Source organism: Pseudooceanicola aestuariicola (assembly GCF_045763785.1).
Lineage (GTDB): Bacteria > Pseudomonadota > Alphaproteobacteria > Rhodobacterales > Rhodobacteraceae > Pseudooceanicola.
Map to the genome: position 1 here is coordinate 328207 of NZ_JBJGSF010000003.1, position 14123 is coordinate 342329.

Below are 14123 nucleotides of genomic sequence, written 5' to 3' on the forward strand. Positions count from 1 at the left end.
GGAGAGACGCGATGAGTGAGGAGCGCAAAATACTCTGGACGCCCAGCAAAGAGCGGGCGGAAGCCTCGCGCATTGCCGAATTCATGCGCTGGCTTGAAGCCGAGCGGGGGCAGACCTTCGACAGCTATCAGAACCTTTGGGAATGGTCTGTCAGCGATCTGGACGGGTTCTGGACCGCCATCATTGCCTTCAACGATCTGCCCGTCAGCGATTGGCGCGAGGTACTGCCAGAACGCAAGATGCCTGGGGCCGACTGGTTCCCCGGGGCCAAAACCAACCTTGCCGCGCAAATCCTGAAGCACGCGCAGGAGCGCCCGGACGACATCGCGGTGATCAGCCATTCGGAAACCTTTGGGCGGATGCAGGCCACCTGGGCTGAGTTGGACGCGCAGGTCGGATCGCTTCAGGCGACGCTGCGGGATATGGGCGTTGGCAAGGGTGACCGCGTCGTTGCCGTTTTGCCGAACGGGATGGAATCCATCGTGGCCTTTCTGGCCGTCGCCGGGCTGGGCGCGATCTGGTCGCTGTGTTCGCCGGATATGGGGCAGGTCGCGATCCTTGACCGGTTCCGCCAGATCGAACCCAAGGCGCTGATCGCACAGGACGGATACAAACACGGCGGCAAGACGCATGACCGGAGCGAGCTGTTGTCGAACCTCGTCGCTGAGCTTCCGACGCTGGAGGCCAAGATCATGCTGCCCTTTGTCGGACAGGCCGATGGCTGGACCGCGTGGGCCGCGACGCTGCGCGACCCGCAGCCCGCGCAGGTCACGATGGTAGAGTTCTCGGACCCGGTCTGGGTGGTCTATTCGTCTGGCACGACCGGCAATCCCAAACCAATCGTGCATGGCCATGGCGGCGTGCTGATCGAGGGCGCGAAGCAATCCATGCATCAGGATCTGCGCCCTGGAGAGCGGTTTAGCTGGCTGACCTCCTCGGGATGGATCATGTGGAATTCGCAACTGAACGCGATGGCCGCAGGGGCGACGATCGTAATGTTCGACGGGGCGCCGAATTATCCCGATCTGATGACCGTCTGGCACATCATCGCGGATGAGGGCGTTACGTATTTCGGTGCCGGCGCGGCGTTCTTTCAGGGCTGCATGAAAGCCGGGATCACGCCGGGGCGCGATCTGGATTTGTCGGCGTTGACGGGGCTGGGGTCGACGGGGTCTCCGCTTAGCCCCGAGGGGTATGATTGGGTCTATGCAGACGTGAAGCAGGACCTGTGGTTGAACCCGATCTCTGGCGGGACCGATCTGGCGGGGCCGTTTGTTGTGGGCAATTCGATGATGCCCGTGCGGTCAGGCGAGATGCAGTGCCGTGCGCTGGGCAATGCGGTGCGGTCCTATGATCCCGATGGGAACGAGTTGATTGGTGAGGTTGGGGAGTTGGTGTGTACCGAACCTTTGCCGTCGATGCCGCTCTACTTCTGGGGCGATGAGGACGGATCGCGCCTGCACGACAGCTATTTTGACACCTATCCCGGCATCTGGCGGCACGGCGACTGGATCGAGTTCACGCCGGAAGGCGGGTCGGTGATTTATGGCCGGTCGGACGCGACGATCAACCGGCGCGGGCTGCGGCTGGGATCATCCGAAATTTACCGCGCCGTCGAAGGGCTGGACGAGGTGCTGGACAGCCTCGTCATCGATCTGGAATTTCTGGGCCGCGACAGCTTTATGGTGCTGTTCGTGGTGCCGAAGGACGGGCCCTTGGACGACTCCCTAAGCGACAAGATCCGCGCGTCGATCCGTGCCGCCGTTTCAGCGCGTTTCCTTCCGGACGAGATTGTCGAGATCAAGGATGTGCCGCGCACGATTTCGGGCAAAAAGCTGGAAGTGCCGGTGAAAAAGCTGCTGCTGGGGCAGGATGCGGACAAGGTCGTGAACCGGGATTCCATGGCGAACCCCGACAGCTTTGACCAGTTCATCGCTTATGCGGAGGCGCGGCAGGCGGCGCATGGCTAAGCCGGTCGTTGCCTTTGATCTGGACGGCACGCTGATCGACAGCGCGCCGGACATTCACGCGCTGGCCAATCAGGTGCTGGCGGACGAAGGGGCTGCGCCGCTGACGATGGGCGAGACGCGCAGTTTCATCGGGCAGGGGGCTGCGCATTTCATCGCGCAGATGCGGGCGGCGCGCGACATTCCCAATGATGAACAGGCGCGCCTGCTGGCGGCGTTCATGGCGGGGTATGACGGCGCAGTGGCGCATACGATCGTCTTCCCCGGTGTCGTCTCTGCGTTAGAGGCGCTGATGGCGGACGGCATCACTTTGGCCATTTGCACCAACAAACCGGAACGGCCCACTGCCACAGTGCTAGAGCACTTTGGTCTGGCGCGGTTCTTTCGGGTCGTGATCGGCGGGGACACGCTGCCGGTACGCAAGCCGGACGCCGCACCAGTGATCGCGGCGTTTGATCGGGCGGGCGCGGCGGGGCCGCGGATATTCGTGGGCGATAGTGAGATCGACGCGGGCGCAGCGCAGGCGGCTGGTGTTCCGTTCCTGTTGTTCACCGAAGGGTATCGCAAGACGCCGATCGCGGATTTGGTGCACGCGGCGGCGTTTGCGGATTTCGCAGAGTTGCCGGGGCTGGTTAAAGGTCTGGTGAACGGTCGGTGAGGGCGGACGACCGCTGCCCGGTGAGATCGCCAAGCGGATCACTTGATCACAGACAGGTCTACTTCAAACCTTGGATGCGCGCTGCCGCCGCTGCCGTTTCTTTCACCTTAGCGCCGGGTGCAATCGTCGGGTCGGCTTCGTTCAGCGTCTGGATCGCGAAACCTGCGGCCTTTTTATAGACCGACATCAGCTCGTCCTTCTCAGCCGGGCTGACGACGTCGTCGATGTTGTCAAACGACCCGCCGCAACGCTCATCAATCAGGTTCAACAGGGCGAAGGGGCCCGCGCCACGGTTGCGCAGGATCAGGGCAGACACGGGTTCGCAGAGCTGCGCATCATAGGCCTGTAGCGCCTCGGGCGTTGCGCCAAGGTCGACCATTTTCGCCCCCAGAACGCGGGCGTCGATGATGGCCTGCGATGCGCCGTTCGACCCGGTGGGATACATTACATGCGCCGCATCGCCCATCAGGACCACCGATCCATCGACCCAGGTCGGGATCGGATCACGGTCGATCATCGGGTATTCCCAGACGTCGTCAGTGGCGTTCAGCAGCGCGGGGACGTCCAGCCAATCGAACTCCCATCCGTGGAAGTGATGCACGAATTCCGAGTGCTCGACCTTGCGGTTCCAGTCACCCGAGCGCCAGCCGCCAGTGTTGTCGAATGTCACCTCGGCGATCCAGTTCATGGTGACCACACCGTCGGCGTCGGGATGGGAAATCGGGTACAGAACCATGCGATGGCGCGACGTTCCAAGGCCGATGAAACTGGCCCCGGTGCGCATCGGTTTCGTCCGCGCCGTGCCGCGCCACATCACCGCGCCGCCCCATTGGATCGGCGGCTGGTCGGGGTACATCTGCGCCCGGATCGCGGAATGCAGGCCATCGGCGGCGATCAACAGACGACCCGTGGCCGTTTCCGTGCTGCCATCGGTGCGGGTGATCTGTGCGGTCACCCCATCGGGCGTCTGGCTGTATCCGGTGACGCGCGCGCCCAGAACGACAGCATCGCGTCCCAGCCGGTCTTGCACCTTGTCCAACAGCATCATCTGCAGCTGCCCACGGTGGACGGCGTATTGCGGCCAGTTGTATCCGGCGTCGAGCCCGCGGGGTTCTGCATAGGCCTCTTGTCCGCGCAGGCCCAGCAAGGTCCATTCGCGCACGGGCAGGCCGATGCCGTCCAGATCATCGCGGGTAAAGCCAAGGTCCATCAGTTCGCGGACCGCGTTGGGCTGAAGGTTGATGCCAACGCCAAGGGGACGGATTTCCGGCACGGTTTCGAACACGCGACTGGGCACGCCGATCTGATGAAGCGTCAGCGCCATGGCCAATCCGCCAATGCCGCCGCCTGCGATCAATACCTCGTTGGACATCGGTGCCTCCCCCTTTGCACGGTCGGGCGGTTTTACCATCCGAAGGGCAGAGCGCAAGAAATTGGTTGTCGCAGTCAAGGATTATATCCGACTGAAAAACTCGGAATTGACTTAACTGAGTAAAAAAGTCAGTTATGAGTTCAGAAACGGAATCAATCATGCGTTATTCATCTTTCCAATCCTCTCGCGCCTTGGTGCGCCTGTCCCATGCGTCCTGAGCCCGGGACCCGGATGGGGGGGCAGCCGGTTAGCCGCATCGCCCTGCTGCCCGAGGTCGAGGCCTGGTGGGTCCGCGCGTTGCGCCTGTGGTGTGACGGCGAGGACGGGCAGGCGGCCCTGCGTGATCAGCTTCGGTCTCATCTGGGGGCCGAGGCGGCAGAAACCTTCTTTGCCCGCTTTACCGATCTGATCGCCCTGATGCTGCGGCACGGGCGTCGCCCGATGATGCATCACGCGCTGGAGTGTGAGTGCGTCGGCGCGGACGAGGCGGTCTTTGCCCTGTTCTGTTCGCAGGCGGTGGGTGACCGGGAAGAGGCGATGATGATCGCCTGTCTGATCCTGCGGGCCGATGTGGCGCCGATTGCCGTTTCGCTGGCCCAGACCCTTGGTCTGGACCTTCATCGGGCGCGTCCGCCGCGCCACAAAATGAACTGATCCTGACAGGAGTCCCCATGTCGAACCCTTTTTCCCGCACCCTGCCTGCCGCCGCGCTGATGGTGTTTTCTGCCCTGCCGCTGGCCGCGCAGGACACCGCGCCCGACAAAGCTGCCGTTCTGACCACCTATGCCGATATCGCGCAGGCCGGATATTTCGACAGCCTGACCTCGGCCAAGGTTCTGAAGGATGCGATTGATGCGCTTGTGGCGGACCCGTCGGCGGATTCTCTGGCCGCGGCGCGGGACGCGTGGATCGCCGCCCGTGTGCCCTATCAGCAGACCGAGGTGTTCCGGTTCGGCAACGCGATCGTCGACGACTGGGAAGGCAAGGTGAACGCCTGGCCGCTGGACGAAGGTCTGATCGACTATGTCGACGCAGCCTATGGCGGGGCAACGGATGAAAACCAATACGCCGCGCTGAACGTCATCGCCAACCCGACCTTCACCCTATCGGGCGAAGAGATCGACGCCTCTGACATCACGCCAGAGTTCTTGTCGGAAACCCTGCACGAGGCGGACGAGGTCGAAGCGAACGTCGCCACTGGCTATCACGCGATCGAGTTTCTGCTGTGGGGGCAGGATTTGAATGGCATGGATCACGGGGCAGGGGATCGGCCTTACACTGACTTTGTCGTGGGCGTCGAATGCACGGGCGACAATTGCGACCGGAGGGTCGAGTATCTGCAGGCAGTGACCGATCTGTTGATCTCTGATCTGGATTGGATGGCCGCACAGTGGACCGAAAGCGGCGCGGCGCGTGACGCGCTGATGCAGGATGTCGACGCGGGTATCGTCGCGATGCTGACAGGCATGGGGTCGCTGTCCTACGGTGAACAGGCTGGCGAACGCATGAAGCTGGGCGTGATGCTGAACGATCCCGAGGAAGAGCATGATTGCTTTTCGGACAACACGCACAACAGCCATTATTACGACGGGCTGGGTATCCGGAACGTCTATTACGGCGAATACGTAGGGATTGATGGCCGGGTTGTGACCGGGGCGTCCTTGTCTTCACTGGTCGCGGCGTCGGACGCTCAGGTCGATACCGATCTGCGGGCGGCGCTGGATCACACGGTTGCAGAGCTGGGGCAATTGAAAGCCGCCGCTGAGGCTGGGTTTTCCTACGACCAGATGCTGGAGCGTGGAAACGCGGATGGAGAGGCGCTGATCATGGCGGCCGTCGACGGTCTGGTCGCGCAGACGAAATCCATTGAGCGCGCGGTGACCGTGCTTGGGCTGGACCAGATCGGGTTCGAAGGTTCTGACAGCTTGGATGACCCGAACGCGGTGTTTCAGTGATTGCGACAGCCCGGCACAAGGCACGCCGTGCCGCCGGGCTGCGCCTGACCGGCCCCACGGTCAGGCGCTTGTTTGCCGTCGCCGCATGGATTGATCTAGGTTCTTTGACGGAAGGATAGAGTACGGACCACTTGCGATGCCGCGCCTGTCGGCGGTCAAAGGCGGTCCCCTGATAACCTTGCCGCAAACCCAACCCTGCCGAAACCTCTCTGCCACATCGGTTGCGCGTGCCGCCGCACCTATGCCACCCCGTCGCCAAGGAGCCTTCGATGCGCCTAGCCACCTCTGCGCTGATCTGCCTTGCCCTGACCGCGCCCGCCGGGGCCGAAGATTTGGCCGAAGATCTGGCCGACGACCTGTCTGCGCCGGTGCTGAACGTCGTCCCCCGAACTGACGCCGAGGCCGCGCGCATCGCGATCGTCACGGCCCCCGCAACCGACTTCACAGTACCCGAACCCTTCGAAGGCAACCCAGCCGGGGCTGCCACGGTCCGGGCGCGCAGCGATGCGGATGCCTTTTCCCAGCCCTCCGGCAACATCTCGTTCGACCGGGAACTGGACTTCAAACTGGGCAACGGACTTTTCAAGAAACTCTGGGTCTCGTCCCCGTCTTCGACGCTGGCATCCGATGGCTTGGGGCCGCTGTACAACGCGCGGTCCTGCCAGCGGTGCCACCTGAAAGACGGGCGGGGCCACCCGCCGGAAGGCCCTCAGGATGACGCGGTGTCGATGTTCCTGCGCGTCTCGGTCCCCGCCGATGGACAGGTCGAGGTCAGCCGGATCGAAGCCTTCCTGCTGTCGCTGGGGGACGACACGCCCCGCACGCGGCCCGATCCGGTTTATGGCGGTCAGTTGCAGGATTTCGCCGTGGCCGGGCACCCGGCAGAATATCGGCTTGGCGTCACGTGGGAAGAGGTGCCGGTCACATTGAACGGCGAAACCGTCAGCCTGCGAAAACCAACGTGGTCTGCCGAAGATCTGGGCTATGGTCCCTTGGCCGAGGGCGCGATGCTGTCACCGCGTGTCGCGCCGCAGATGATCGGACTAGGGCTGCTTGAGGCGATACCTGCGGCGGATATCCTCGTCAATGCGGACCCCGAGGATGCGGATGGCGATGGAATTTCCGGCCGTGCGCAGATTGTCTGGTCCTTTGAACACGATAGGCCAATGCTGGGACGGTTCGGCCATAAGGCCGGATCGCCAAGCGTGCACGAACAGGTCGCCGCTGCTTTTGCGGGCGACATCGGTATCTCTTCGCCCCTCTTCCCTGCAGGCTGGGGGGATTGCACCGAGGCGCAGGACCGCTGCCGTTCCGCACCACATGGCGATGGGGACGTGCGGGGGACCGAGGTCGATGCCGACGGCCTTGATCTGGTGACCTTCTATTCCCGCAACCTCGGTGTGCCGGCGCGCCGCGATATGGAGGATGCGAATGTGCTGAACGGCAAGCGCGTCTTTCATGAGGCGCGCTGCACCTCGTGCCACGTGCCGAAATACGTCACCGATCGCCTTGATGGTCAGCCGGAACAAAGTTTTCAGCTGATCTGGCCCTTTACCGACCTTCTGCTGCACGACATGGGCGAAGGACTGGCCGACAACCGTCCCGAAGGCCGCGCCTCGGGTCAGGAATGGCGCACCCCGCCCTTGTGGGGCATTGGCTTGACGCAACAGGTCAATGGCCACAGCTATTACCTACACGACGGTCGCGCGCGAAACCTGCTGGAGGCGATCCTCTGGCATGGCGGAGAGGCGCAGACCGCCCGAAACCACGTGGCCGGCCTGACGCCCCAAGTCCGCGCCGATCTGATCCTATATCTGGAAAGCCTATGATCCGTTCCATCCTCCTCGTCGCCTGCCTTGCCTCGCCTGCCGCCGCTGGCGTCAAAGAGGCGGTTAATGACCATGCCTTGCCTGCCGTGCAGACATTCGCGGTACAGGCGCGCGCTTTGGCGACGAACGCGCAGGCCGATTGCACGGCACCCGCGGTGATCCCGTCCTTTCACAACACCTTCGATGCTTGGCTGGGGATGCAGCATCTGGGCTTTGGCCCGCTAGAGGTCGATGGCCGGGCCTTGGCGATCAGTTTCTGGCCCGACAAGCGCGGCATGGTGGGTTCGACGGTGGCGCGCCTTCTAGCTGATGAGGACAGCGCCATATCCGAGCCTGCGCAGTTCGCCGAGGTGTCGGTGGCCGGGCGCGGATTGTTCGCGTTGGAAAGGCTGCTGTTCAGCGACGACAGCTACGGGCGCGATGATTATGCCTGCAAGCTGGTCACGGCCATCGCGGTCGATCTGGATCGCATGGCAAGCGAAATCATGGCAGAGTGGCAGGATCAGGCGCAGGCTCTTCTGACCGCCGGGGATGATGGTAACACCGCTTACCTGTCGCAAAGCGAAGCGGCGCAACGGCTTTATACCGCGCTGCTGACAGGGCTTGAGTTCAACGCGGATCAACGCCTTGGTCGCCCCTTGGGCACCTTCGACCGCCCCCGCCCCGAACGGGCCGAGGCGCGCCGGTCCGAACGGTCCCTGCGCAACGTGATCATTTCTGTGCAGGCCCTGCGCGACTTGGCCGATGCCCTGTCGGACGCGCCCACACCGGTGACCGATGCGGCTTTTGACACGGTTCTGGCCAATGCAGAGGACTTGCAGGATCCCGTCTTTGCAGGGGTCGATGATCCGTCTAGCCGCCTGAGGGTCGAGATCGTGCAGCAGGGCATCAAGGCCGCTGCAACGGCTATTCAGGCAGAACTGGGCGTTCAGCTTGGCGTCGGGTCTGGCTTTAACTCGGCCGACGGGGACTAAGCGATGGCATCGCGGCGACACTTCCTTGCCTCGCTTCTGGCCGCATCGGCCATGCCCCGGCTTAGCTGGGCGGATGCGGGCAACCCGTCCTATCTGGCGGCGGCGCGCGAACCGGATGGTGGATACGCGCTTTTCGGCCTGGACGGGCAGGGGCGTGATCTGTTTCGCATCGCCTTGCCCGGTCGTGGACATGCCGCCGCGGCGCATCCCGATGCGCCCGAAGCGGTGGCCTTTGCCCGCCGTCCCGGGACCTTCGCACTGGTCATCGACTGCACCACGGGGCTGGTCGCCCATCGTCTGGATGCGCCGCAGGGCAGTCATTTCTACGGCCACGGCGCGTTTATCGCGGGGGGCGACATCCTGTGCACCACGGAAAACCACATCGACAGCGGAGAGGGGCGGATCGGCTTCTGGTCCCGCCGCGCCGGGTACAAACGGGTCGGAGAGATCGCGTCCGGCGGCATTGGCCCGCATGAAATCCTAGCCCTGCCCGAAGACGGTCTGGCGGTGGCGAATGGCGGTATCCGGACCCACCCCGATCAGGGACGGGATAAACTGAACCTCGACAAGATGCGGCCCAATCTGGCCTACGCGACGGTCGATGGCGTTGAAGAAGTGGTGGAATTATCCGACGACCTGCACCAAGCGTCGATCCGCCATCTGGCCAGCGATGGAGATTTGGTCGCCTTTGCCATGCAATGGCAGGGCGATCTGTCGGACCCGGTGCCATTGATGGGGCTGCACCGGCGGGGGGACGCCCCGGTGCTCTGTCAGGCCGATCTGGCAGAACAGCTAGCGATGAACGGCTATGCGGGCAGCGTCGCTATGGCGGGGGGACAGGTGGGGATTACGTCGCCGCGTGGCGGGCGCGTCCACCTTTTCAGTCGCGACGGGGCGTTTCAAGGCGCGGTGATGCGCGGCGACGTCTGCGGCCTGGCTCCTCGTGGCGCCGGGCTTCTGGCAACGGATGGGATGGGCGGTGTGCTGGCGTTGGCACAAGATCACATAGAACCCTTGGCGGTGGCTCCCCGCGCCTGGGACAACCACCTGATCCGCATCCGCTGAGGCAACGAGGGGCGCTGCCCCTCGCGCTCCACTGGATATTTATCGCAAGAGGATGACTAGGGCGCGGCGTTCCTGGTTCATCTTTCCAGAAATACTCCCGCCGGAGGCGGCGCTTAGCTGTCCAAAGGGGCCGCGATATGGCTTTGCGCGTCAATGACCAAAGGGTGCAGTCCCGCGCCGCCCTGATCCAAATAGCTCAGCAACTGGCTGCGCATGCGTGGCTCCCAAAAGTCGTTCAGATGCGCGGCGACGCGTTCGGCCTGATCGTCACCGGGCTGGGACGAAAAGAACGTGGCGATCTGGTTCGCCATGGTGATCATTTTCTCAGGCGACATGGGCGGCCCCTTCGATACGGGTGGGATGGGTAAAAACTTCGGCCGTGCCGCCCTTGGCCAAGGCGACAAGCGTGATGCCAGCGTCTTGGGCCAAGCGCAGCGCGTGCGCGGTCGGAGAGGAGACTGCGATCAACATTCCGCAGCCCGCCAGTGCCGTTTTCTGCACCAGTTCGATCGACACGCGAGAGGTCAGGACAAAAGCCCCCGTCGCCGGATCGATCCCTTGCCGGGCCAGCGCGCCAATCACCTTGTCCAGCGCGTTGTGGCGCCCGACGTCTTCGCGGGCGTAGATCAATCCATCGGGGGACACGAACCCGGCAGCATGAACTGCACGCGTTTCATCGTGCAGGGGCTGGGCATCGCGCAGCGCATCGGTGGCGCCGGTAATCTGCGGGATCGTCAATGCGGGCGTCGCGGTGACATGGGGCAGGTCGCGGGTCGCTTCGCGTAGGCTGTCGATGCCGCATAGGCCGCAGCCCACGGGTCCGGTCATGGCGCGGCGGCGGCGGGTCAGGGCGGTGCCGCGCTCTGAGGCGAGCCACATGCGGACTTCGATCCCGGCGTCGTGCTGGGCGATCGACATGTCTTCGATCTGGTCGGCTGCAGTGACGATCCCTTCGGTCAGGGAAAAGCCCACAGCGAAGTCTTCCAAATCCGCAGGGGTCGCCATCATGACCGCTTGGGTCGAGCCATCATAGACCAAGGCGACCGGCACCTCTTCGGGCAGGGCGCGGGTGGAGGGGGCGCTTGCGCCCTCGCCAATCCGCAGCGCCTCTGCGCGGAAAGAGGTGCCCGTGACGATCATTCGGCTGCGGGCAGGATGCGGCGCGATTTTTCGGCCTGATCGTTGTAGTCCCGCTGCCAATTCGACGGCCCGTTCGAGGGCGCGACCTGTACGGCCGTCACCTTGTATTCTGGGCAGTTCGTGGCCCAGTCAGAAAAGTCGGTGGTGACGACGTTGGCCTGCGTGTCCGGGTGGTGGAACGTCGTGTAGACGACGCCGGGGCTGACCCGATCGGTGATCGTGGCGCGCAGGGTCGTTTCGCCAGAGCGGGAGGCGAGGCGGATCCAATCCCCTTCACGCACGCCACGGTTTTCGGCGTCGTGCGGGTGGATTTCCAGCAGGTCTTCGTCATGCCATGCGTTGTTGTCGGTGCGGCGGGTCTGCGCGCCGACGTTGTATTGCGACAGGATACGGCCCGTCGTCAGCAACAGCGGGAACCGGGGGCCGGTGCGTTCGTCCGTCGCCACGTATTCGGTGACGATGAACCGACCTTTGCCGCGGACGAAGCCGTCCACATGCATCAGCGGCGTGCCATCGGGCGCGTCGTCGTTGCAGGGCCATTGGACCGATCCGCGTTCTTCAAGGAAGTCATAGGTCACCTTGGCAAAGCCGGGGGTGGTGGCCGCGATTTCTTCCATGATCTGAGCGGGATGGGTGTAGTGCCAGCCAGCGCCGAGGGAGTTGGCCAGCATCTGCGTCACTTCCCAATCAGCATAGCCTTGTTTGGGCTTCATCACTTCACGCACGCGGTTGATACGGCGTTCTGCGTTGGTAAAGGTGCCGTCTTTTTCCAGGAAGGACGAGCCCGGCAGGAAGACGTGTGCGTAGTTCGCCGTCTCGTTCAGGAACAGGTCGTGGACGATGACGCATTCCATGGCCGCAAGGCCCGCCGCGACGTGTTTGGTGTCGGGGTCGGATTGCAGGATGTCTTCGCCTTGGCAGTAAAGCGCCTTGAACGTGCCTTCGACCGCGGCGTCCAGCATATTGGGGATGCGCAGGCCCGGCTCCGGGTCGATCTGGACGCCCCAGGCCTGTTCAAAGATCGCGCGGGTGGCGGCGTCTTTGACGTGGCGATAGCCGGGAAGCTCGTGCGGGAAGCTGCCCATGTCGCACGATCCCTGCACGTTGTTCTGACCGCGCAGGGGGTTCACGCCCACGCCGCGGCGACCGATGTTGCCGGTCAGCATGGCGAGGTTGGCGATGCCCATGACGGTGGTCGACCCTTGCGAGTGTTCGGTGACGCCGAGGCCGTAATAGATCGCGCCGTTGCCGCCCTTGGCAAAGGCACGGGCGGCCTCGCGGAGGGTGGCGGCGGGGACGCCGGTCAGCAGTTCCGAGGCCTCGGGGGAGTGCCGCTCTTCGCTGATGAAGGCAGCGTAGTGCTGGAATTCGTCCCAATCGCAGCGGGTTTTGATGAAGTCTTCATCCGCCAGCCCTTCGGTCACGATGACATGGGCGAGGGCCGAGACGACCGCGACGTTGGTGCCAGGGCGCAGAGGCAGGTGCCATTTGTCGCCCATGTGCGGCGTTTCCAAAAGGTCGATGCGGCGCGGATCGATGACGATCAGTTTCGCGCCCTGACGCAGGCGTTTGCGCAGACGCGAGGCAAAGACCGGGTGCCCGTCGGTCGGGTTCGCGCCGATGACGATGGCGATGTCGGTGTCTTCGACCGAGTCAAAATCCTGCGTGCCGGCAGAGGTGCCGAAAGTCTGGCCAAGGCCGTACCCGGTGGGGGAGTGGCAGACGCGGGCGCAGGTGTCGGTGTTGTTGTTCTGGAACACCGCGCGGGTGAGTTTCTGGACGAGGTAGGTTTCCTCGTTCGTGCAGCGCGACGAGGTAATGACGCCGAGGGATTTGCGGCCGTATTTTTCATGGATCGCGGTCAGGCGTTGCGCGGTGAAGCTCATGGCCTCGTCCCACGACACCTCGCGCCATGGCTCATCAATGCTGTCGCGGATCATTGGCGACAGGATGCGGTCGGGGTGTTCGGCGTAGCCATAGGCAAAGCGGCCTTTGACGCAGCTATGCCCACGGTTAGCCTTGCCGTGTTTGTAGGGCGTCATGCGGACCAGCTTGTCGCCGTTGAGTTCCGCCTTGAACGAACAGCCGACGCCGCAATAGGCGCAGGTGGTGATGACGGACCGATCGGGCGTGCCCATTTCGGCGACGGATTTTTCCTGAAGCGTCGCAGTGGGGCAGGCCTGAACGCAGGCGCCGCAGGACACGCAGTCAGAATGCATCGCATCGTCGGTTTTCGCGCCAAAGGACACGCGGCTGTCGAAGCCCCGGCCTTCGATCGTCAGTGCGAAGGTGCCCTGAACTTCTTCACAGGCGCGGACGCAACGCGAGCAGACGATGCATTTGGCCGGGTCGTAGGTGAAGTAAGGGTTGCTGTCATCCTTAGGGACGTAGCGGGCGTTCGTTGCACCGTCCGTCGCGCGGGCGCGCAGGTCGCCGGAGGCGAGAGTGCCAGTGACAGGGGCGTAATGGTTCTCGCCCTTTTCGTACCGCATGTCGCGCAGGCCAACCATGCCGGCCATGTCCTGCAATTCGCAGTCGCCGTTGGCGGAACAGGTCAGGCAGTCCAGCGGGTGGTCAGAGATATAAAGCTCCATCACCCCTTTGCGCAGCTTGTGCAGCTTGTCGGACTGGGTGGTCACCTCCATGCCTTCGGTCACGGGCGTGGTGCAGGACGCGGGCGTGCCACGGCGGCCTTCGATTTCCACAAGGCACAGGCGGCAGGAGCCGAAGGCCTCGACCGAGTCGGTGGCGCAAAGCTTGGGGATCTTGATGCCCGCTTCCATCGCCGCGCGCATAACCGAGGTGCCTTCGGGCACGGTGACGTCAAAGCCGTCGATTTTCAGCGTAACGGTTGCGTCGGATTTGGGCAGGGGGGTGCCCATGTCCCAGTCTTTGGGGGGAATGATGAAATCTTTCATGGGGTTATCCTTTGTCGGATTTCAGTGCGGCAAGCTGGTGGGCGACGATGGCATTGGCGTGGCCGTGGCCCAGCCCGTGGTCTGTTTTCAGGAAATTCACGATTTCCATGTGTTTGAGGTCGGCGCGGTCGGTGACCATCGCCAGCCAGTGGTCGATGGGCTGGCCGTACTTCGCCTCGATCGACGGAAAGTAGGAGGCGGGGCCTTTGACTTTGTCGGTCATTGGCGGGCTCCTTGACGGGCGG

General features: G+C 63.6%; 12 protein-coding genes. 7 read left to right on the forward strand and 5 right to left on the reverse strand.

Annotated features, from left to right (window positions below):
• Positions 1-11 precede the first annotated feature (11 nt).
• Both ACI3GR_RS14020 and gph read left to right on the forward strand, forming a co-directional pair.
• Positions 12-1970: an acetoacetate--CoA ligase gene (locus ACI3GR_RS14020; RefSeq protein WP_407495330.1), complete on the forward strand. Its 1959-nt coding sequence runs from the start codon at positions 12-14 to the stop codon at positions 1968-1970.
• Positions 1963-2625 carry a phosphoglycolate phosphatase gene (gene gph / locus ACI3GR_RS14025; protein WP_407495331.1) on the forward strand — a complete coding sequence of 221 codons (663 nt, stop codon included), beginning with the start codon at positions 1963-1965 and terminating at the stop codon, positions 2623-2625. The genes ACI3GR_RS14020 and gph overlap by 8 nt, the downstream gene beginning before the upstream one ends.
• Positions 2626-2683: 58 nt before the next feature.
• On the opposite strand, the gene ACI3GR_RS14030 is transcribed toward gph, so the two are convergent.
• Complete coding sequence (locus tag ACI3GR_RS14030) at positions 2684-3997, reverse strand: flavin-dependent oxidoreductase (RefSeq protein WP_407495332.1); 1314 nt, start codon at positions 3995-3997, stop codon at positions 2684-2686.
• Between the two features lie 207 nt (positions 3998-4204).
• Between ACI3GR_RS14030 and ACI3GR_RS14035 the strand changes: the two genes are divergently transcribed.
• The 5 genes from ACI3GR_RS14035 (at position 4205) to ACI3GR_RS14055 (ending at position 9820) form a co-directional block, all read left to right on the forward strand.
• Positions 4205-4651: a hypothetical protein gene (locus ACI3GR_RS14035; RefSeq protein ID WP_407495333.1), complete on the forward strand. Its 447-nt coding sequence runs from the start codon at positions 4205-4207 to the stop codon at positions 4649-4651.
• Between the two features lie 17 nt (positions 4652-4668).
• Entirely contained in the window at positions 4669-5952 is a 1284-nt protein-coding gene (locus ACI3GR_RS14040) for an imelysin family protein (RefSeq protein ID WP_407495334.1), read from the forward strand.
• A gap of 269 nt (positions 5953-6221) precedes the next feature.
• Positions 6222-7781 carry a di-heme oxidoreductase family protein gene (locus ACI3GR_RS14045; RefSeq protein WP_407495335.1) on the forward strand — a complete coding sequence of 520 codons (1560 nt, stop codon included), beginning with the start codon at positions 6222-6224 and terminating at the stop codon, positions 7779-7781.
• Complete coding sequence (locus ACI3GR_RS14050) at positions 7778-8755, forward strand: imelysin family protein (protein WP_407495336.1); 978 nt, start codon at positions 7778-7780, stop codon at positions 8753-8755. The genes ACI3GR_RS14045 and ACI3GR_RS14050 overlap by 4 nt, the downstream gene beginning before the upstream one ends.
• 3 nt (positions 8756-8758) lie before the next feature.
• Positions 8759-9820, forward strand: a complete 1062-nt coding sequence (locus tag ACI3GR_RS14055) for a DUF1513 domain-containing protein (protein ID WP_407495338.1) — start codon at positions 8759-8761, stop codon at positions 9818-9820.
• 113 nt (positions 9821-9933) lie between these two features.
• Here ACI3GR_RS14055 and ACI3GR_RS14060 read toward each other — a convergent pair whose 3' ends face one another.
• Genes ACI3GR_RS14060 through ACI3GR_RS14075 form a run of 4 tightly spaced genes read right to left on the reverse strand, consistent with a single transcriptional unit; the run spans position 9934 to position 14101 of the window.
• A complete protein-coding gene (locus ACI3GR_RS14060) occupies positions 9934-10155 on the reverse strand; it encodes a formate dehydrogenase subunit delta (protein ID WP_407495340.1) in 222 nt (73 codons plus the stop codon).
• Positions 10145-10960 (reverse strand): formate dehydrogenase accessory sulfurtransferase FdhD, encoded by an 816-nt coding sequence (gene fdhD / locus ACI3GR_RS14065; RefSeq protein ID WP_407495341.1) that lies wholly within the window; start codon positions 10958-10960, stop codon positions 10145-10147. The genes ACI3GR_RS14060 and fdhD overlap by 11 nt, the downstream gene beginning before the upstream one ends.
• Positions 10957-13878, reverse strand: a complete 2922-nt coding sequence (gene fdhF, locus ACI3GR_RS14070) for a formate dehydrogenase subunit alpha (RefSeq protein WP_407495342.1) — start codon at positions 13876-13878, stop codon at positions 10957-10959. Before fdhF ends, fdhD begins: the two co-directional genes overlap by 4 nt.
• Before the next feature lie 4 nt (positions 13879-13882).
• Positions 13883-14101 carry a DUF4287 domain-containing protein gene (locus ACI3GR_RS14075; protein WP_407495343.1) on the reverse strand — a complete coding sequence of 73 codons (219 nt, stop codon included), beginning with the start codon at positions 14099-14101 and terminating at the stop codon, positions 13883-13885.
• Positions 14102-14123 lie beyond the last annotated feature (22 nt).